The 18,312-nt window shown below is 70.0% G+C and carries 15 protein-coding genes; 10 read left to right on the forward strand and 5 right to left on the reverse strand.

The window, feature by feature from the left end; translation table 11 throughout:
- Nucleotides 1-81 precede the first annotated feature (81 nt).
- Nucleotides 82-714, forward strand: coding sequence for a 30S ribosomal protein S4 (gene rpsD / locus KGD87_RS23080; RefSeq protein ID WP_284662602.1), 633 nt, complete (start codon nt 82-84; stop codon nt 712-714).
- A gap of 63 nt (nt 715-777) precedes the next feature.
- Here rpsD and KGD87_RS23085 read toward each other — a convergent pair whose 3' ends face one another.
- The 4 genes from KGD87_RS23085 to KGD87_RS23100 form a co-directional block, all read right to left on the reverse strand.
- Nucleotides 778-1,779 (reverse strand): alpha/beta fold hydrolase, encoded by a 1,002-nt coding sequence (locus KGD87_RS23085; protein ID WP_284662603.1) that lies wholly within the window; start codon nt 1,777-1,779, stop codon nt 778-780.
- A 191-nt stretch (nt 1,780-1,970) separates the two neighbouring features.
- Nucleotides 1,971-4,535 (reverse strand): polynucleotide kinase-phosphatase, encoded by a 2,565-nt coding sequence (locus tag KGD87_RS23090; protein WP_284662604.1) that lies wholly within the window; start codon nt 4,533-4,535, stop codon nt 1,971-1,973.
- Nucleotides 4,532-5,932, reverse strand: coding sequence for a 3' terminal RNA ribose 2'-O-methyltransferase Hen1 (locus KGD87_RS23095; RefSeq protein ID WP_284662605.1), 1,401 nt, complete (start codon nt 5,930-5,932; stop codon nt 4,532-4,534). Before KGD87_RS23095 ends, KGD87_RS23090 begins: the two co-directional genes overlap by 4 nt.
- Before the next feature lie 86 nt (nt 5,933-6,018).
- Nucleotides 6,019-6,558, reverse strand: coding sequence for a hypothetical protein (locus tag KGD87_RS23100; protein ID WP_284662607.1), 540 nt, complete (start codon nt 6,556-6,558; stop codon nt 6,019-6,021).
- Nucleotides 6,559-6,713: 155 nt separating this feature from the next.
- Between KGD87_RS23100 and KGD87_RS23105 the strand changes: the two genes are divergently transcribed.
- From KGD87_RS23105 to KGD87_RS23125, 5 genes are read left to right on the forward strand one after another with little or no spacing between them, the layout of a single operon-like run.
- A complete protein-coding gene (locus KGD87_RS23105; protein ID WP_284662608.1) occupies nt 6,714-7,286 on the forward strand; it encodes a helix-turn-helix domain-containing protein in 573 nt (190 codons plus the stop codon).
- Between the two features lie 6 nt (nt 7,287-7,292).
- The gene (locus KGD87_RS23110; RefSeq protein WP_284662609.1) at nt 7,293-7,916 is read left to right on the forward strand and encodes a GNAT family N-acetyltransferase; all 624 of its coding nucleotides are present in this window, start codon (nt 7,293-7,295) and stop codon (nt 7,914-7,916) included.
- Between the two features lie 46 nt (nt 7,917-7,962).
- Nucleotides 7,963-8,586 (forward strand): HoxN/HupN/NixA family nickel/cobalt transporter, encoded by a 624-nt coding sequence (locus KGD87_RS23115; protein ID WP_284662610.1) that lies wholly within the window; start codon nt 7,963-7,965, stop codon nt 8,584-8,586.
- Between the two features lie 17 nt (nt 8,587-8,603).
- Nucleotides 8,604-9,692, forward strand: a complete 1,089-nt coding sequence (locus tag KGD87_RS23120; protein WP_284662611.1) for a WD40 repeat domain-containing protein — start codon at nt 8,604-8,606, stop codon at nt 9,690-9,692.
- Nucleotides 9,693-9,722: 30 nt separating this feature from the next.
- Nucleotides 9,723-11,078, forward strand: a complete 1,356-nt coding sequence (locus tag KGD87_RS23125; protein ID WP_284662613.1) for a CobW family GTP-binding protein — start codon at nt 9,723-9,725, stop codon at nt 11,076-11,078.
- Nucleotides 11,079-11,166: 88 nt separating this feature from the next.
- On the opposite strand, the gene KGD87_RS23130 is transcribed toward KGD87_RS23125, so the two are convergent.
- Complete coding sequence (locus KGD87_RS23130; RefSeq protein ID WP_284662614.1) at nt 11,167-13,254, reverse strand: prolyl oligopeptidase family serine peptidase; 2,088 nt, start codon at nt 13,252-13,254, stop codon at nt 11,167-11,169.
- A gap of 202 nt (nt 13,255-13,456) precedes the next feature.
- Here KGD87_RS23130 and KGD87_RS23135 point away from each other — a divergent pair, with 202 nt between their 5' ends.
- The 4 genes from KGD87_RS23135 (at nt 13,457) to KGD87_RS23150 (ending at nt 18,312) form a co-directional block, all read left to right on the forward strand.
- Complete coding sequence (locus KGD87_RS23135; protein WP_284662616.1) at nt 13,457-15,205, forward strand: DUF6311 domain-containing protein; 1,749 nt, start codon at nt 13,457-13,459, stop codon at nt 15,203-15,205.
- Between the two features lie 11 nt (nt 15,206-15,216).
- Entirely contained in the window at nt 15,217-15,948 is a 732-nt protein-coding gene (locus tag KGD87_RS23140) for a 2OG-Fe dioxygenase family protein (RefSeq protein WP_284662618.1), read from the forward strand.
- Between the two features lie 164 nt (nt 15,949-16,112).
- Entirely contained in the window at nt 16,113-17,273 is a 1,161-nt protein-coding gene (locus KGD87_RS23145) for a bestrophin family protein (protein WP_284662619.1), read from the forward strand.
- A 4-nt stretch (nt 17,274-17,277) separates the two neighbouring features.
- Nucleotides 17,278-18,312, forward strand: coding sequence for an acyltransferase family protein (locus tag KGD87_RS23150; protein WP_284662621.1), 1,035 nt, complete (start codon nt 17,278-17,280; stop codon nt 18,310-18,312).

An 18,312-nucleotide genomic window follows, 5' to 3' on the forward strand; every position in this document is an offset into this window, starting at 1 on the left:
CCCGAACCGGGAGTATTGAAATTGATACTGATTATCAACTTCATCTCCAGTTCGGACACCGGGAGATGGTCGGAGGAACACGTGGCACGCGACTTGGGACCGCGGGGAAAGATGTGTCGTCGGCTGGGGATTCCGCTTTCGCGCGTCACCGCGAAGGACCCGGACAAGGACCCGGTGCTGCGCCGGCCCTATCCACCTGGCCAGCACGGTGCCACCGCGCGCACCAGCGTGAGCGACTTCGCGCGCCGGCTGCGGGAGAAGCAGAAGCTGAAGCTGTACTACGGCCTGCTGGAGCATCAGTGCCGTGCGGCCTTCAAGGAGGCGCGCCAGGCCCCGGGCAACACCGGCACGGTGCTGCTGCAGCTCCTGGAGAGCCGGCTGGACTCGCTGGTGCTGCGCGCGGGGCTGGCCACCAGCATCCGCCAGGCTCGGCAGTTCGTGCGCCACGGCTACCTCCAGGTGGACGGCAAGCGGGCGGACATCCCCAGCTTCCGCGTCAAGCCTGGCAGCGAAGTCCGCTTCCACACGGCGAACCTGAAGCTCGCCGTGGTGCAGGAGTCCTTCAGCCGGATGAAGTCGCGGCCCGTGCCCGCTTACGTCCAGGTGCTGGGGGAGGGCGAAGGGCTGCGCTACATGCGCCTGCCCGAGCGGGAGGAAATCCCCGTGGACGTGAACGAGCCCTTCATCGTGGAGTACTACGCGCAGCGGAGCTGAGCCGTTCTCTGTGGCGCTCTGCCGGGCATGTGGCTCGGACAGACAACGCCGGCGGGGGGCGTGCTACGGCGCGGCGGTGGCGGCGAAGAAGTCGCGCATCCGCGTCACGACCTCCGCCCGGTTCGTCAGCCAGATGTAGTGCCCCGCGCCCTCCAGTTGCAGGTGCCTCCAGCCGGGATGACGTCGCAGCGCGGCCTCCAGGTCCGTCTCGTGCCGCCGGATGGTGGGCAGGAAGCCGCGGGCCTTCTCCCGGAACTCCAGCGGCAGCGACTCAGCCGCCGCCAGGGCCTCCACCCACGGGGTGAAGCCCTGCCCGTCCGACAGGGACAACACCGGTCCCCGCACGTCCGTGAGGTCCAGGATGGCCGCGCCCCGGACGGACTGCTCCGTGGCGCCGGGATGGCGGCGCTCGCGCAGGTAGGCCCCGGTCGCGGCGTCGAACTCATACGCCTGTTCGACCTCGTGCGCGGGGAGCCCTCCGCCCAAGTCTTGCGCCAGCCGCTCCGCCACCGCCTGCCGTGAAGGGAGGCCGTCGAGCACGGAGAAGGGCAGCGGCGGCAACGGCTCGCCCTCCAGGAACGCGGCAATCTCGCCCCGGCTGTCGGTGGCGTCCAGGTAGACGAGCGCCTCCACGCGCTCGGGGTGGTGGAGCGCCAGCCACGTCAACTCGTCCCCCGCCAGGGAGTGGCCGGCGAATGACGCCTTCGACAGCCCCAGCGTGTCCAGCGCCCCCAGGACGTCCGCGGCCAGCGTGGCGGTGTCATAGCCGGTGTCGGGCCAATCCGAGGCGCCGTAGCCACGGCGGGTGAGCGCGTAGACGTGGTGTGTGTCCCGGAACTCGAGCGCCAGCGCGTCGAAGATGTGGGCCGTGCTGCCCATGCCCGCGAGGAACACGAGCGCCGGCCCCTGACCGCCATAGTCGAGCACCTCCAACTCGACGCCTTGGACCGCCTCCACCCGCGTCACCTGGTGCAGGGACGGCGGGTCTTCGGGCCCAGGGTCCAACGAAGAGGAATCACAAGCAGCCAGCAGGAGAAGCGCGGCACCCACGAAGTTCGTTCGCATGTGATTGGGAATTCTGGCGAGCGCCTTCGCCAGGCACCAGCGCCCGCGGGGGCTGGCTCTCCCCTTGCCCGCATGGGCCGGTTGCGCCCCGCACAACCGGGATGCCGCCGCCACGGACTTCAGCGCGGTGCGGCTCGCACCCACTGCCTGAGGCGCCTGTTCGTCACGGCGCTCCCGCCCCAAAGCCTACATCAAAGCCGTGGGTCCACCGGCTCGCTCTCCAGGGCGAGGACGCCAAAGACACACTCGTGCACGCGACGCAGCGGCTCGCCTCGCGCGAACCGCTCCAGGCCTTCGACCCCGAGCGCGAACTCACGCAGCGCCAGGGAGCGCTTCGTGGACAGGCCCCGCTGACGCAGCCGCTCCAGGTTCGCGGGCGCGGTGTACTCCGGACCGTAGATGATGCGCAGGTACTCCGGCCCTCGCGACTTGATGGCCGGCTGGAGCAGCCCCTTGCGCCCACGCACCGCGAAGTCGAGCGGCTTGACCACCATGCCCTCCCCTCCTCGCGCCGTGAGCTCCTCCCACCAGCGCACGCCCTCCGCCACCGCGGAGTCATCCTCCAGCGCCACCACGCGGAACGGTGTCGCCACCAGCAACGTCGCGTCCGCCTGGCACACCCGCGCGAGCGTCTCCATGTGCCACACATGGTCCTTGTCCAGGTGCGCCACCCCTTCCGTCGCCAGCAGGTGGAAGGGCGCGAACCGCACGTCCTCCAGCGAATGCACCGGCCAGCAGTAGCGCCGGTAGGCCTCCACGTACCGCTCCACGCTGCGCGCCTTCTCGCCGAAGCGTGTGGCCAGCTCCCCGACTTCCAGCCCGCGCCCCACCGCCTGCGCCAGCACCGACACCACGTCCGTGAGGGCCGCGCGCGAGGCCGCCCCCACCGAAGCGTATTGGTCGCGCAGCAGCTCCTGGGCCTTGAAGGACCAGGGCATCAGCTCCCCGTCGAGGCACGCCCAGTCCGTCTGGTGCGCCTCCCAGAACCCCGACGCGGTGAGCGCCGCGCGCACCCGCGCCAGGAACGCCGCTTCGAGCCCCGTGTCCGTGAAGAAGCGGCGCCCCGTGCGCGTGTAGCAGACGCCTGGCGCGCCCGTCGTGACGCCGAAGCGCCGGAGGGCCGCCGCCTCGTCGCGGGCGACCACGACCACCGCGCGCGAGCCCATGTGCTTCTCCTCGCACACGACCTTCGCCACCCCCTCCTTGCGGTAGTAGGCGAACGCCTCCGCCGGGTGTTCGAGGTAGCCCTGCGCCTTGCTCGTCTCCGAGGGCGACATCGTCGGCGGCAGGTAGATGAGCCACTTCGGGTCAATGGCGAACCGACTCATCGCCTCCAGCGCCGCCGTGGCGTTCTCCTCGCGCACCGTCACGTTCTGGCTCAGCCGCGTCGTCACCACGCGCTTGCCCCGCACGTCCTCGATGTCCAACAGGTCGTCATGGACCTGCTGCGCGCTCAGCCCGCTCCCTGGCGTGACGGCACCGCCCAGCGGCCGGATGGACTCCGCGTAGGCCCGCGCCGCGGGCACCGAGACGAGCTCCCGCTCCGGATAACGCAGCGCCGTCAGCTTGCCGCCATACACGCAGCCCGTGTCCACGCAGAGCGTGTTGTTGAGCCAGTCCGCCTCCAGCACCGGCGTGTGCCCGTACACCACCGCCGCCTTGCCCCGGTACTCCGCGGCCCAGTTGAAGCGCACGGGCAGACCGAACTCGTCCGTCTCGCCCGTCGTCTCCCCGTACAGGGCGAACTCACGCACCCGGCCGGAGCCACGGCCCTGCATGGACGCCTTGAGGCCCGCGTGCGCCACCACCAGTCGCCCCTCGTCGAGGACGTAGTGCGACACGAGCCCGTCGATGAAGTCCACCACCGCCTTGTGGAACTCGGGCGGCTCACGCTCGAGCTGCTCCAGCGACTGGGCCAGCCCGTGTGACACCTTCACGTCCCGGCCGCGCAGCTTGCGCATCAGCTTCACTTCGTGATTCCCCGGGACGCACAGGGCGCTGCCCGCCGCCACCATGCCCATGACGAGCCGGAGCACGCCCGGCGTGTCCGGGCCCCGGTCCACCAGGTCTCCCACGAAGAGGGCCTTGCGGCCCTCGGGCGGACGCACGTCGAACCCTGGCGCACCGTCCGCGCGGGGACGCACCTCGTAGCCCAGCTTGCCCAGCAGCGCCTCCAGCTCCTCCCGGCACCCATGGACGTCGCCGATGATGTCGAAGGGCCCGTGCTCGTGCTTGCGGTTGTTCCACAGCGGCTGCCGCACGAACTCGATGGCCTCCAGCACCTCCGGCTTCAGCACGTGGACATGGCGGAAGCCCTCGCGCTCCAGCCCTCGCAGCGAGCGGTGCAGTTGCTGGAGCTGGTTGCGCACCACATGCGCACCGAAGGCCCGGTCAGGCCGCTGCCGGTTGCGCTCCTGGCATGTCTTCTCGGGGACGTCGAGCACCACCGCCACGGGCAGCACGTGGAACTCGCGCGCGAGCTCCACCAGCGGCTTGCGCGCCTCTGGCTGCACGCTGGTCGCGTCGATGACGGTGAGCAGCCCCCGCGCCAGCCGCTTGGCCGCGACGAAGCGCAGCGTCTCGAACGCGTCCTTCGTGGCCTCCATGCTGTTCTCGTCATCGGAGACGATGCCCCGGTAGGCATCCGATGACAGGACCTCGGTCGGCTTGAAGTGCCGGCGCGCGAAGGTGGACTTGCCCGCGCCGGAAGGACCGATGAGCAGGACCAGGGAGAGTTCAGGAATCGTGAGCTTCATCGCGCGAACACCGCCATCTGGGTCGGCGCACCGACGTCCGGGTCCGGGGGTCCCACCGGGAGGAAGCGAACGCTGTAGCCGAAGCGCTCGCAGAGGCCTTGGGCCCAGGACTCGAACTCGGCCCGGGTCCACTCGAAGCGGTGGTCGCGGTGGCGAAAGGTGCCCGCGGGGAGCGATTCGAAACGCACGTTGTATTCGGCGTTGGGCGTGGTGAGCACCACCACGTTGGGCCGGGCGGCTTCGAAGAGGACGCGCTCGAAGGCCGCGAGCCGCGGCGGGTCCAGGTGCTCGATGACCTCGTTGACGGAGGCGGCTTCATACCCGGCCAGCCGCGCGTCCCGGTACATGAGGGAGCCGTGGAGGAGCTGTATCCGTCGCCGCTGAAGCTCCGACATCCGGTCCAAATCCAGCCGCTCCCGGGCGATCTCCAGCGAACGGAAGGACACGTCCATGCCGAGGATGTCGGTGAACTGCCGCTCCTTGAGCAGGGCCCGGAGCAGCTTGCCCTCGCCGCAGCCCAGGTCCACCACGCGCGTGGCACCGCTCTCCTTGAGGACGGCGACCACGGCCTGCAGCCGCTGCTCGTTGAGGCTCAGCCGCGATTCGAGCGCGGCCTCCTCCTGGTTGCGCGCCTGCGCGCCCTCCTCTGGCTCGGGCGCTTCGTCACCGGAGAGCCGCTCCAGCGCCTCGCGCGCGAGGCTCTTGCGGTGACGCAGGTAGCGCCGGGTGATGATGTCCCGCTCCGGGTGCGCCGCCAGCCAGCCCTCCCCGTGCCGCAGGAGCTTCTCCACCTCCTCGTCGCCCACCCAGTAGTGCTTGTCGTCATCCAGCACGGGAATCAGCACGTAGAGGTGCGTGAGCAAGTCACTCAGGCGCGTGTGGGCCTCCAGCGTGACGGTGAAGTAGCGGCTGTGGCCCCAGTCCTGGAGTGTCTCGTCCAGCGCATGCCGCGTGGCGGTGACGGTGTAGCCCAGGGGTTCGAAGAGCTTCCGCAGGAAGGGCTCGCCGCCGCGACAGGGAAGCACGGAGAGGCGGGCCACCAGCGGAAGCGGCTGCCCGGCCAGGTCCGGCCGCTCCTTGCTGCTGCCCGACATCGCGTTGCGGAAGGTGCGTGCGAGCGCGACGCTCAGGAACGACGAGGCCACGTAGGGCCGGTCATTCACATACTGCTCCAGCACACCGCCTTCGCCTGAAGGGCCGCGACGACCCCGGACGAGCCCGACGGGGTCGACCTCCAGCAGCAACGCCACCGTGGTGCGCGCCTCCGTGGCCTCGGGATAGAAGACGTGCGCGTGTCCGAAGGACAGCTCGAACGACTGCGGACGGTGCGGATTCTTGTGGAGCAGGTACCCGAGGTCGGTCGCGGGATGATGCGTCGTCGAGAGCGTCAGCAGCATGGCCTTCCCAGCTTCGGTTCCACGGCGTCAGGGACGTTTCCCATGACGCGGGACTGTAGCCCGGCGAAGACCCGCGGGCCTCGGCACTACATCGGGCCGGCGCAGCTCGCCGTGTGGGCCGCGCGCGGGCACCAGTAGTTGGTGATGTTCAGGCCGCCCTTCGTCCCCGTGCGCGTGTTGCACGTGCGCGAGCCCCAGTTGGACTCGTTCAGGGTGATGCGGTACGGGTTGACCGTCTTGTTGACCTTCGCGACGAACGCCGTGTGCCCCGCGGGGTTCGAGCCCAGAATCATCGCCACGCAGCCCACGTGCGCGTGGTTGCTGTTGATGATGGCGCGCTTGTCGGCCCACGTGAACAGCCCATAGGGAAGGTTGGGCGCCCGGCATCGGGCATACGCCACACACTCGTCATTGCAGAACCCCGCGCAGGCCGCGGCGGAGGCCATGGCGGAGACCTCGCCCTCATCGTGCTCGTGTCCTCCGTAGAGAGCCTCCTCATCAACGACGTGCTCCGACTCGGACGGCAGCGGCTCCGGCTCCACCTCCGCGCCAACACCACAGCCAACGGCCGTGAGGGACAGGGTGAGGATGGACAACGAGACAAGCCGCATCTTGAGCTGGGACATGGGTGGTGCTCCTGAAAGGGGGAAGCGCTGCGCGAAGCAACGTACCAGCCAAAATCAGGAATAAGCCTAAAATCACAATAATCATGTTTTTCAATCTATGCGCCATGCCCCAAGGCGCATTGACCACATCTCCATTCTGAGAAATATTCCCTTATATGGGAAGCCCCAAGCCGGCAGCGGACGACCTCGACGGGCAGATTGCCCAGCGGCTCCGAGCACTCCGCGCGGAGCGGCGCTGGTCCTTGGATGAGCTCGCCAGGCGCAGCCAGGTCAGCCGCGCCACCCTGTCCCGGCTGGAGAACGCCGAGGTCAGCGCCACGGCGATGGTCCTGGGAAAGCTCTGCGCGGCCTACGGCCTGCCCCTGTCACGGCTGATGCACATGGTGGAGGCCGACTTCGTCCCCCTGGTCCGCCGCGAGGCCCAGCCCGTCTGGACGGACGCGAGCGTGGGCTTCCAGCGGCGCTCGGTGTCGCCTCCCGCGCAGACGCTGGCGGGTGAAGCCCTGGTCTGCGAGCTCGCTCCCGGCGCCAGCATCACCTACGACGAACCGCCCCGGCGTGGACTGGAGCACCACCTGCTCCTGCTCGAAGGACAGCTGGACATCACCGTGGAGGGACAAACCCATACACTCCAGCCAGGGGATTGCCTGCGCTACCAGCTCTTCGGCCCCAGCGCCTTCGCGACGCCCAGACACAGCGCGGCCCGGTACGTGCTCTTCCTCGTGTGAGGCGACATGGCCCACGACACGCCCACCCTGGATGTTTCAGCGCTTTCGGCGGACGACGTCGCCCACCAGCTCCCCGAGCTCGCCGCGCTGCTGCATGACTGCGTCAACGCGGGCGCCTGCGTCAGCTTCGTGCTGCCCTTCACTCCCGAGGCCAGTGAGGCCTTCTGGCGCCAGAAGGTGCTTCCCGCCGCGCGAGCCGGTGGGCTCACCGTCCTGGTGGCGAGGCGCGCGGGCCGGATTGCCGGCTCGGTCCAGCTCGACTGCGACACGCCGCCCAATCAGCCCCACCGCGCGGAGGTGCGCAAGCTGCTGGTGCACCCGGACTTCCGCCGCCAGGGACTGGCCCGCGCGCTGATGCTTGGGCTCGAACACCATGCGCGCCAGCGGGGGCGCACCCTGGTGACGCTGGACACACGCACCGGCGACAACGCAGAGCCGCTGTATGCCTCGCTCGGCTACCAGACGGTGGGCGTCATCCCAGACTTCAGCTTCGACCCGACAGGGAGCCGGCTCGACGCCACCACCGTCATGTACAAGGCCCTGGCGCCCCACCCAGCATGCCTGGCGCGGCCGCGCGACCAGGGGCACCGAGTTCCGACCCGCGACAAAACGCAACTAGATTGCAAATAAGGGCTTGATGCGATAGCTGAGGCGTCCCTCTCGCCTCGGATTCCCCATGCTGGAAAGTGCCCTGAGTCTCGGGTTGATACTCGGGCTTCGCCATGCCTCGGACGCCGACCATGTCTGCGCCATCGCCTCATTGCTGAGGACGGGGCAGGGCTTCCGGGCGGCCGTGCGCACGGCGCTCTTCTGGAGCCTGGGGCACTCCCTCACCTTCTTCGCCGTCGGGGCGGTGCTCGTCAGCGGAAGCCTGTCGGTGCCGGAGGCATGGGACCCGGTCATGGAGCTGCTGGTGGCAACCCTCCTGGTGACGCTGGGGGCCGTGCAGTGGGGCCACGCGGATTGTCCGCTGCCGGAGAGCGCCGAGCCAGCGCGGCCCCAGTCGTTGCGCGTGGCGCTGGTGGGCGTGGTCCATGGCCTGGCGGGCTCCGCGGGCATCGCGATCCTCGCGCTGGCCACTGTCGACGAGCCGCTGTCCGCCTTCCTCTTCCTCTTGCTGTTCGGCCTGGGCGTCTCCGGGGGCATGGTGCTGCTCACCGTCCTGCTCTCCCTGCCCCTGGGGTTTGTCGTCCGGAACTCGGCGCGCTGGCGCTCGCGCATCCTCAAGGTGACGAGCGCGTTCAGCATCGCGCTCGGCGCGTGGATGGGGTTGTCGGCGCTTCAGGCCCTGGTGGGCTGAGCACAACGGAGGCACAGATGAGCTCCAAGAAGGTGGCCAGGAAACCCACGCAGGCGAAGCGCAATCAGGTCCATGGGCCCATGCCGCTCTTCGACGTGGAGCTGCCAGAGGGCCTCAGCGCGGTGGCCTTCTCGCCGGACGGCCACCACATCGCGGCGGCAACGTTTGGCGGCCTGGTGGCCCTGGTCGACGCGAGGTCCGGCGCGTTGCTCCGGGAGCTGCCCGGGCACGCGGGGGGAACGCTCTCGGTGAGCTTCTCCCCGGACGGCGCCCGTCTCGCCACGGGAGGCCAGGACGGCCACGTCCGCATCCACGCCCTGGACTCAGGACAGGCGCTTCACGCGTGGGAGGCCGGCGGCGCCTGGGTGGAGCACGTCCTGTGGTCGCCCTCGGGCGCCCACCTCGCCGCGGCAGCGGGGCGCTCAGTGCGCATCTGGTCCCACCGGGGCACGCCGAAGGGCGGCTACGAGCAGCACGCCAGCACCGTCACCTCCATCCAGTGGAGCGCGAGCGGCACCGGCATCATCTCCTCGTGCAATGGCGGGATTCACCGGTTGGAGGCGGGCCGGAAGCGGCCGCTGGAGACGCTGGACGCGGAGGGGGCGGTCCTCGCCGTGGCCATCAGCCCGGACCGGAAGTTCATCGCCGCGGGCAGACAGGACTCCAGTCTCCGGCTCTGGGCCGTGCGCGACTCCAAGGCCGTCTCCTACGACATCCCCGGCTATCGCTCCAAGGTCCGCGCGCTGGCGTGGAACGCGGCCAGCAACCTCCTGGCCACCGGGGACGGCGCGGAGGTCGCCGTCTGGGAGCTGGGGACGCGGATGAGCGAGCGGCAAGGCGCGCGGAGCCTGACGGCCCACTCGGAGCGGGTGACGGGGCTCGCCTTCCGCCAGGGCGGCCCGAGCTCCGAGGCGCTGCTGTCCACCGGGCACGACGGGCAACTCTGTGGCTGGAGCCCCACTCAGGGGCGGCGCCCGCTGTGGGCGCTCCAGGCAGGTGTGGCGCTCGAAGGACTGACGCTCTCACCGGACAAGTCCCTGGTGGCCGCCATTGGCGCCGGTGGGCGCCTGCTGGCGTGGAGCTTCGCGCCGCCCACGCGGCACTGAGCAGTCCCCATCATTCAAGGAGGCAACGCCTTGGCGACTTCAGCGAAGAAAATTCCCGTCACCGTCCTGACCGGCTTTCTGGGCTCCGGCAAGACGACGCTGCTCAACCGCATCCTGACGGAGCACCACGGCAAGCGCATCGCCGTCATCGAGAATGAGTTCGGGGAAATCGGCATCGACCAGGCGCTCGTCATCAACGCGGACGAGGAAGTCTTCGAGATGAACAACGGCTGCATCTGCTGCACGGTGCGCGGCGACCTCATCCGCATCCTCGGCAGCCTGATGCGCCGCAAGGACAAGTTCGACCATATCCTCGTGGAGACCACGGGCATGGCGGACCCGAGCCCGGTGGCCCAGACGTTCTTCGTCGATGACGAGATTGGCTCCCAGTTCCAGCTCGACGGCATCGTCACCATGGTGGACGCCAAGCACGTCGCCCTGCACATCGATGAAAGTGACGAGTGCAAGGAGCAGATTGCCTTCGGTGACGTCGTCATCATCAACAAGACGGACCTGGTGGCGCCGGAGGAGGTCGAGCGCGTGGAGCGCCGCATCCGGAGCATGAACGCCCTGGCCCGCGTCCACCGCGCCGTGAAGGGCCAGGTCCCCATTGAAGCCGTGCTCGACGTGGGCGGCTTCGACCTGGGACGGGCGCTGAAGCAGAAGCCGACCTTCCTTGAGCCCGAATACCCCTTCGAGTGGGGCGGCGTGTACGCGCTCCAGCCAGGCCAGGCGAGCCTCGTGCTGGGGGAAGGCCCGGACGCGTCGATGGACGTCGCCCTGGTGCCAGTGGGCTCCGCCGACGAGGCGGGGCTGAAAGCGGGCGCGGAGAAGGCCGTGCGCTTCTGGTCGCGCTCGCCCACACGGCGCGTCTCCGGCGATGCCGTCACCGCGGGTGACACGCACTTCCAGCTCGACTTCGCCCAGGAGCAGGGCCGCAAGGTCTACCCGCTGACGGTGCCCCGCGAGGGGCTCTATGCCCTCTTCACGGAGCATGGCCCCGACGAGTACACGCTCCGCGTGGAAGACGCCGGGGGAGGCCGCATGGCGCGCCGGGCGGAGCGGGCCTTCGGCGCGGGCCACTCACACGACGAGACGGTGTCGTCCGTTGGCATCCACCTGGAGGGCGAGGTCGACCAGCATCGGCTGAACGCGTGGCTGTCCAAGGTGCTTCAGGAGCAGGGGACGAATATCTTCCGGATGAAGGGCATCCTCGCCATCGCGGGCCAGAAGAACCGCTACGTCTTTCAGGGCGTGCACATGCTCTTCGACGGCCAGCCCGACAAGCCCTGGGGCAGGACGCCGCGCGCGAACGACCTCGTCTTCATCGGCCGGGACCTGGACCGGGAGGCGCTCACGGAAGGGTTCCGCAAGTGCCTCAAGTGAAGAAGGACGGGGCCCGTCGAGGCGGGGCGTGTCGCCGAGGCGCGGGTGGGATGAGCGGGCGGCGGCCCATGCGCGCCGCGACGGCCGCTCAGTCCATCAACTGCCGCGACAGGTAGACGTGGTGCAGGGCCCACCGGCGCGCGTTGAGCAACGGGTCCGCGTCGTTGGAGTGCCCGCCGTCGGTGTTCTCGTAATACAGGTACGGCAGGCCCATGGCCTCCAGGCGCGCCGCGAACTTCCGCGCGTGGCCCGGGTGGACGCGGTCATCCTTCGTGTTCGTGGTGATGTATGGCGCGGGGTAGCGCACCCCCTCACGCAGGTTCTGGTAGGCGGAGTACTTCGAGATGAACGCCGCGTCCCCGGGCACCTCCGGGTCGCCGTACTCCCCCACCCACGACGCGCCCGCCGGCAGCTTGTGGTAGCGCATCATGTCGATGAGCGGGCTCTCGATGACGGCCGCGTTGAACAGGTCCGGGCGCTGCGTCATCGCCACGCTGGTGAGGACGCCGCCGTTGGAGCGGCCGTAGATTCCCAGGCGGCGCGGGGAGCTGACCTTCCTGCGCACCAGGTCCTCCATCACCGCCGCGAAGTCGTCGAACGCGCGCTGGCGATGCTCCCGCAGGGCCGCCTGGTGCCAGCGCGGACCGAACTCGCCGCCGCCCCGGATGTTGGCGACGACGTAGGCCCCGCCGCGCTCCATCCACAACTTGCCCTCCTCCGGCAGGTAGACGGGCGGCTTGGACACCTGGAAGCCGCCATAGCCATACACCAGCGTCGGCAGCGTGCCGTCGAGCTTCCGCGCCTTCGGCCGCACCAGGAAGTACGGAATCCGGGTGCCGTCCTTCGACTTCGTCCAGTACTGGTCCACCTGGAGCTTCGAGCCATCGAAGCGCGCGGGCAGCGACTTCACCTTCTTCACCGTCCCCGCCTTCGCGTCCGCCAGCCACAGCGCCGTCGGCTCGAGGAAGCCCTGGGACTTCACGAAGAAGCGGTCATGTGAAGACGACGTCGCGGTGATGGCGACCGAGGCGTTCTTCGGCAAGGCCAGCCGCTTGCGGCTCCAGCGGTTCTTCCCCGGCGTGTAGACATCCAGCGCGCCCTTCACGTCCTCGTAGAGGTTCACCAGCACCCGCCCCCGCGTCGCCGCCACCGCTTCGATGGCCTGGCGCGCGCCCGGCTGGAAGAGCAGCGCGGGCTTCGCCTTCGCCGGGTCCGCCTTCAGCGCGGCCAGCGGGTACGCCAGCAGCGCGCCCTGCTTGAAGCGGCCCCAGTCCTCTTCAATCGTGAAGACGACCTGCCCGTCCACGAAGGCCTGGAGGGAGGACTTCCGGGGGAACGGGAGCCGCACCGGCGCCGCGTCTCCCAGCAGGTAGTACTCCGACTCGAAGAAGGTCACCGCGCGGTTGACCAGCACCGCCCGCAGCGCGCCGTCCGCGTCCCGCAACAGGAAGGGAGACGCGGAGACGTCGGTGCGCTCGCCCCGGAAGACCTCCTGCGCCTCCGTCAGCGGCGTGCCGCGCTTCCAGCGCTTGAGCACGAAGGGATAGCCCGACTCCGTGAGCGTGTCCCCGCCCCAGTCACGCCCCACCAGCAGCGTGTCCGTGTCCAACCAGGACGCGGACAGCTTGCCCTCGGGGACGCGGAAGCCTCCTTCCACGAAGTGCTTCGCGGCGGCGTCGAACTCGCGCAGCTCGACGGCGTCCTTGCCGCCGTTGGACAGCGAGACGAGGCAGCGCTGGTCCGCGGGCGGCAGACAGTTGCTGCCCTTCCAAATCCAGTTGGCCTTCTCGGCCTTCGCCAGCGCGTCCACGTCCAGCACCGTCTCCCACGGTGTCTGGGCGCGCGTGTAGCCGTCCAGCGAGGTGTGCCGCCAGAGGCCTCGGGGGTTGCCGCGGTCCTGCCAGAAGTTGTCCACACCGCCAGCCCGGAAGCCGGGCGAAGGGATTCGGTCGGTGGAGGTGAGCAGCTCGAGCGCCTGGGCGTGGAAGGTCTCGAAGCGCGGGTCCTTCTCCAGCACCGCGAGCGTCCGCGCGTTCTGGGCGCGCACCCACTCGAGTGCCTTCTCCCCCTGGACCTCCTCGAGCCACAGGAAGGGGTCCTGAGGTGGGGCCTCGGCCGTCGCCACGGCGGAGGTCAACAGCCCGGTCAGCAACGACGCCACATACGCCCTTCTCATGTCCTCATCTCCCGATGCCCGAGGTGGCCCCCCAACAGACCGAGCCGCCTCCCATTCCCTCGACGATAACGCCTGTGCCACGGCGGCCGTGCTGACGGGGCCGTGAGCGCCCGCCGTGCGTGCATCGCATCGGGACTGGCGGTGATGGCCTGCAAGGGAGTATGGGTCCGCGCGTGGTGACCTCAGGAGTGGAAGCCAGGTGGTGACGACAGGACCCAGCGACAAGCGGGAGCGGCTGTGGCCCTGGGTGGGCGCGGCGCTCGGAGTGCTGTGGTTCCTCGCGGCGGGAGGAGGTCCGGCGCTCGACCCCACCCACCTGGACTGGATGGGCGCCGGAGACCCGGCGCAGCACGTGCTCGGGTGGCTGCACTTCCGCGACGCGCCGTGGGGCTTCCCGCTGGGCAGGACGCCCAGCCTGATGCACCCGCACGTCATGACGGTGGGCTTCTCGGACGCGAACCCCTGGGTGTCACTCCTGCTCAAGCCCTTCGCCCACTGGCTGCCACGGGACTTCCAGTTCATCGGGCCGTGGCTGGCCCTGTGCCTGGCGCTCCAGGGATGGATGGCCGTGAAGCTGCTGGGCCTGTTCACGCGCAACCCGCTCCAACGCGTGCTTGGCGCGGCGCTGTTCGTGACGGCGCCGGTGCTGCTCTACCGCTCCGGGCATGACACGCTCTGCGCGCAGTGGCTGCTGACCGCGATGCTCTGGCTGTACCTGCGTCCGCGGGAAGACGCCCAGGCCGCGCGGCGCGCGCTGAAGTGGACGCTGCTCATCAACCTGTACGCCGCGGGGACCCATCCATACCTGACAGTGATGGTGTTCGCGCTCGGCGTGGCCCTGCTCTTCCAGGTGTACCGGGAAGGGCACCTGTCCCAAGGCACCACGGCCGGCGTGTTCGCGGGGCTGGGCTTGACGGTGGCCATCCCCTTCCTCGCCTTCGGCTACGTGGGCCAGGGAGTGAGCACGGGCGCGAGCGGCTTCGGCTTCTACAGCGCGGACCTGCTCACGTTCATCAACCCCCTGGGCTGGTCACGCTGGGTGCCCGCGCTGCCCGTCAACCCCGGTCAACTGGAGGGGTTCGGCTATCTGGGCACGGGCGCGCTCGCGCTCGGCGTCGCGGGCGTGCTCGGGTGGCTGACGGGTGGCAGGCCGCGAAGCTGGAGCCAGGCGAAGCCCCTGCTGCCGCTGGTGGTGGTGGCGTTCGCGCTGGCCGTGCTCGGCTTCTCGTCGACGATGACGGCGGCGGGCCGCACGGTGCTGACGATGCGCAAGCTGATGGAGCCCGCAATGCCGATGCTCGGGGCCTTCCGCGCGTCCGGCCGCTTCATCTGGCCCTCCTATTACCTGCTGCTGGCGGGCGTGCTCGCGCTCGTGCTGTGGCGCTGGCGCCACCGGCCCCGCGTGGCCACCGGCCTGCTGCTGGGCGCGGTGCTCCTGCAGGTCGTGGACTCACCCGATGTGTGGTCTCAGACGCGGTTCGTGGGCGCGCCCTGGCCTCGGCTGAAGGCGCCCGAATGGGAGCGTGTGGACGCGAGCTACCGCTTCGTCACCCTGGTGCCGCCCGTCATCCACGGCTCACTTCGGCCGTGCGTGGAGAACACGTTTCCCCAATACACCTACGTGCGCTTCGGCGACCTCGCCTACCGCAAGGGCCTGACGACCAACAGCGGCTACTCCGCCCGGCTCAACGAGCCGCGCATCGCCGAGGTCTGCGCCGCGCTCCTGGACGACGTGGAGCACGGGCGCCTGGCGGAGGACACCCTCTACGTGGTGGACGCGGCGAAGTTGCCGCTCTTCCAGCGCCTGGGCGACCGCGTCACCTGCGGCATGGTGGATGGCTTCACCGTGTGCGTGCCCACCCGGGACAGCGCCTTTCGCGAGGCCCTGAAGCGCGCGCCTCCGGCTCCCTTCCTCCAGGAACCACCCGCCGCCGCGGGCCCGCCTCCCTGAGTCCGACGCCCATGAGCTTCCAGCCCCCCGTCACCCCCGCGTCCGAAGTCCCCACGGCCCTCCGCGGGCGTGGCTACGCCGTGCTCAACCGCGACGGACTCTGCGAGCTCGCGGGCATTGACTCGCCCGCGCTGGACGCGCTGCGGCCGTCCTGGGACGCGCTGCCGCAGGATGGTTTCCTCCGGGATGGGGGCCGCTACCGCTCACGGCGACACGCCTGCTTCATCGTGGACGGCGGCTCGGTGACGCAGGTGCCTCACCGCGCGCACTGGCAGCCCGTGGAATACAACGCGCTGCACGGCGGGCTGGAGCGCTGGTTCGAGCCCGTGCAGCCCGACGTCGTGTCCCAGCCGGTGTGGGCGGGGCTGATTCGAGGCCTCGCCGCGTGCTGCTCCCAGCTCAAGGGCGAGCGCCCCTGGTTCGTCGAAGCCCACCAGTTCCGCATCGACACCACTGACGGCATCGGCCGGCCGACCCCCGAGGGCGCGCACCGGGACGGCGTGGACTTCGTGGCGGTGCTGCTCGTGGGCCGCGAGGGCATCAAGGGCGGTGAGACGCGTGTCTTCGAGGCCCAGGGTCCCAACGGCCTGCGCTTCACGCTGACAGAGCCCTGGTCCGCGCTGCTGCTCGATGATGCCCGCGTGATTCACGAGAGCACGCCCATCCAGCCGCTGGGAGGCACCGGCCACCGGGACACGCTGGTGCTCACGTTCCGGGCCGGGGGATTCCAGGGCCCCGGGTAGCGCCCGGGAGCGCCTCTGCTCGCTCCAGGACACTTGCAGCTTCGGTCCGCGTGATTGCCTGACACACGCGCGCAACCGAGCGGGGGGCGTGTGTTGCCAGTGCGCGCCGGCGTCACTAGACGCATTGCGCGAGGCGACCTCACCCACCCTGGAGCATTCCCCGAATGATTGTTGGCCGGAGGCTGTCCTGGCACATCATCCTGCGTTACACCGGCAGGGGCGTCGCGATGCACGTCCTCTTCGCGCTGACTGTCATCGTGGGCTACCGCGTGTTCGACGCCTGGTGGATGGCGGTCCCCGCCATGCCCGTGTCGGTGCTCGCGGCGGCGCTGGGCGTGCTGCTCGCGTTCCGCAACGGCTCCGCTTACGACCGCTGGTGGGAAGCCCGCTCGCTCTGGGGCGGCGTGGTGAACTGGTCGCGCACCTTCGCCCGGCAGGTGTTGACGCTGCTGCCGCGCCCGGAGCGCGGGGCCGGTGCGGCGTTGACGGAGCTGGCGCCGTCGGCGTCGCCCCTGCTGCGCACGGCGGCGGAGCGCACCCGTCCCTTGTTGACGGTGTCGGGAACGCGAGCGAGCGACGGCGCCGTCCGCGACCAGTTCGGCCAGGCGCGCATGCACCCGGAGCAGGGCAGCCCCCGGGAGAAGCTCGCCGACATGGGCACCGCCCCCCCGGCGGAGGGCGAGGCCCGCGGCGCCATCACCGGCGGCATGGTGCAGGACATCACCGAGGACGCACGCGAGCTGGTGTACGCGCAGATTGGCTTCGTGAATGCCATGCGCTGCCACCTGCGCCGGCAGGACCCGCTGCCAGAAATCGTTCCCTTCTTCCGGCCCGCCGTCATTGAAGCGTTGCGCGAGGAGCAGAACGTCCCGTCCGCCCTCTTGCTGTGGATGGGCACGCGCCTGCGCCGCATCTACGGACAGGTGACCGACACGCAGCAGGTGCTCTTCCTCCACGTAACGATGGACCGCACGCTGTCCGAGCTGACGAACCTGTTGGGCGCGTGTGAGCGCATCAAGAACACGCCCCTGCCCCGCCAGTACGACATCCTGCTGCTGGCCATGACACGGGCCTACCTGGTGCTGCTCCCCCTGGGTGTGGTGGAGGACCTGGGCTGGCTCACCCCGCTCGTCACCGCCGTCATCGCGTTCCTCTTCATCGGGCTGGACGCCGTGGGCCGGGACATCGAGACGCCCTTCGAGGACGACCTCAGCGATACGCCCATGACGGCGCTCTGCCGGACCATCGAAATCAACCTGCGGCAGATGCTGGGAGAAACGGAGCTCCCCCCTCCCGTTCAGCCCAAAGATGGGCTTCTCTACTGAGGTTGTGACGACCGCTGGCCGCATCCCGCTGTTCGAGAACGTGCGAGGCCTCCTCATCACCCTGGTGGTGATGGGGCATGCGCTCGAGCCCCTGCTTGGCCGAGAGCCGCTGGCGAAGGCGCTCTACTCCGGCCTGTACCTGTTCCACATCCCCGCCTTCGCGTTCCTGTCCGGGCACCTGTCCCGCGCGGACAGTGGGCCGCGCGCGCTGGGCGCCATCGCCTGGGGGCAGCTCGCGCCGCTGGCCGTGTTCCAGGTGCTGTATGTCGCCTTCGACGCGTGGGTGCTCGGCCGGGGCTGGAGTTCGCACTGGCTGGTGCAGCCGTACTGGCTGCTGTGGTTCCTGCTGAGCCTCGGGTGCTGGCGGCTGGTGCTGCCCCTGCTCCTCCGCCTGCCCCGGCCGCTGCTGTGGGCCGTGGCGCTGGCGCTCGTCGCGGGCCTGCTGCCCTGGGTGGGCTACCTGTTCGGACTGTCGCGGACGTTCGTGTTCCTGCCCTGCTTTGTCGCCGGCCACCTGACGCGAAGGGAGTGGCTGCTGGCCCCTCGACACACCCGGGGCTGGCGCGTCGTGCTCGCGGCGTCCCTGGCCGTGGGACTTGGCGCCTGCGTCGGGGCGGTGGCCGTGGGCGCGCTGCCCGCGCCCGCGCCGCAGTGGCTGTACGGGAGCAGCGGCTACGCGGTGCTCGGCGCCACCGCGCTCAAGGGCATGGCGACGCGCGCGGCCCTCTTCTGCGGTGCGCTGGCGCTGACGTGGGCGCTCTTCACGCTCAGCCCCAGGCAGGAGCGCGCGCTCACGCGGCTGGGTGGCCGGAGCCTGGCGCCCTTCCTGCTGCACGGCTTCGTCGTGCGAGCCGCCGAGCACCTGGGCGCGTACGCGCTCCTCCAGGGGCCGGTGGGCGTCGCCCTCGCGCTGGGGGCGGGGGTGCTGCTCACGGTGCTGCTGGGCCACCCTCACGTCGTCCAGGCCACGCGCCCGCTGTGGGAGCCGCGGTGGCTCTTCCAACGGACGCGTGACGCCGTGCCGGGCCTGGGGCGCTGA

The organism is Myxococcus sp. SDU36, from assembly GCF_030168875.1.
GTDB lineage: Bacteria > Myxococcota > Myxococcia > Myxococcales > Myxococcaceae > Myxococcus > Myxococcus vastator.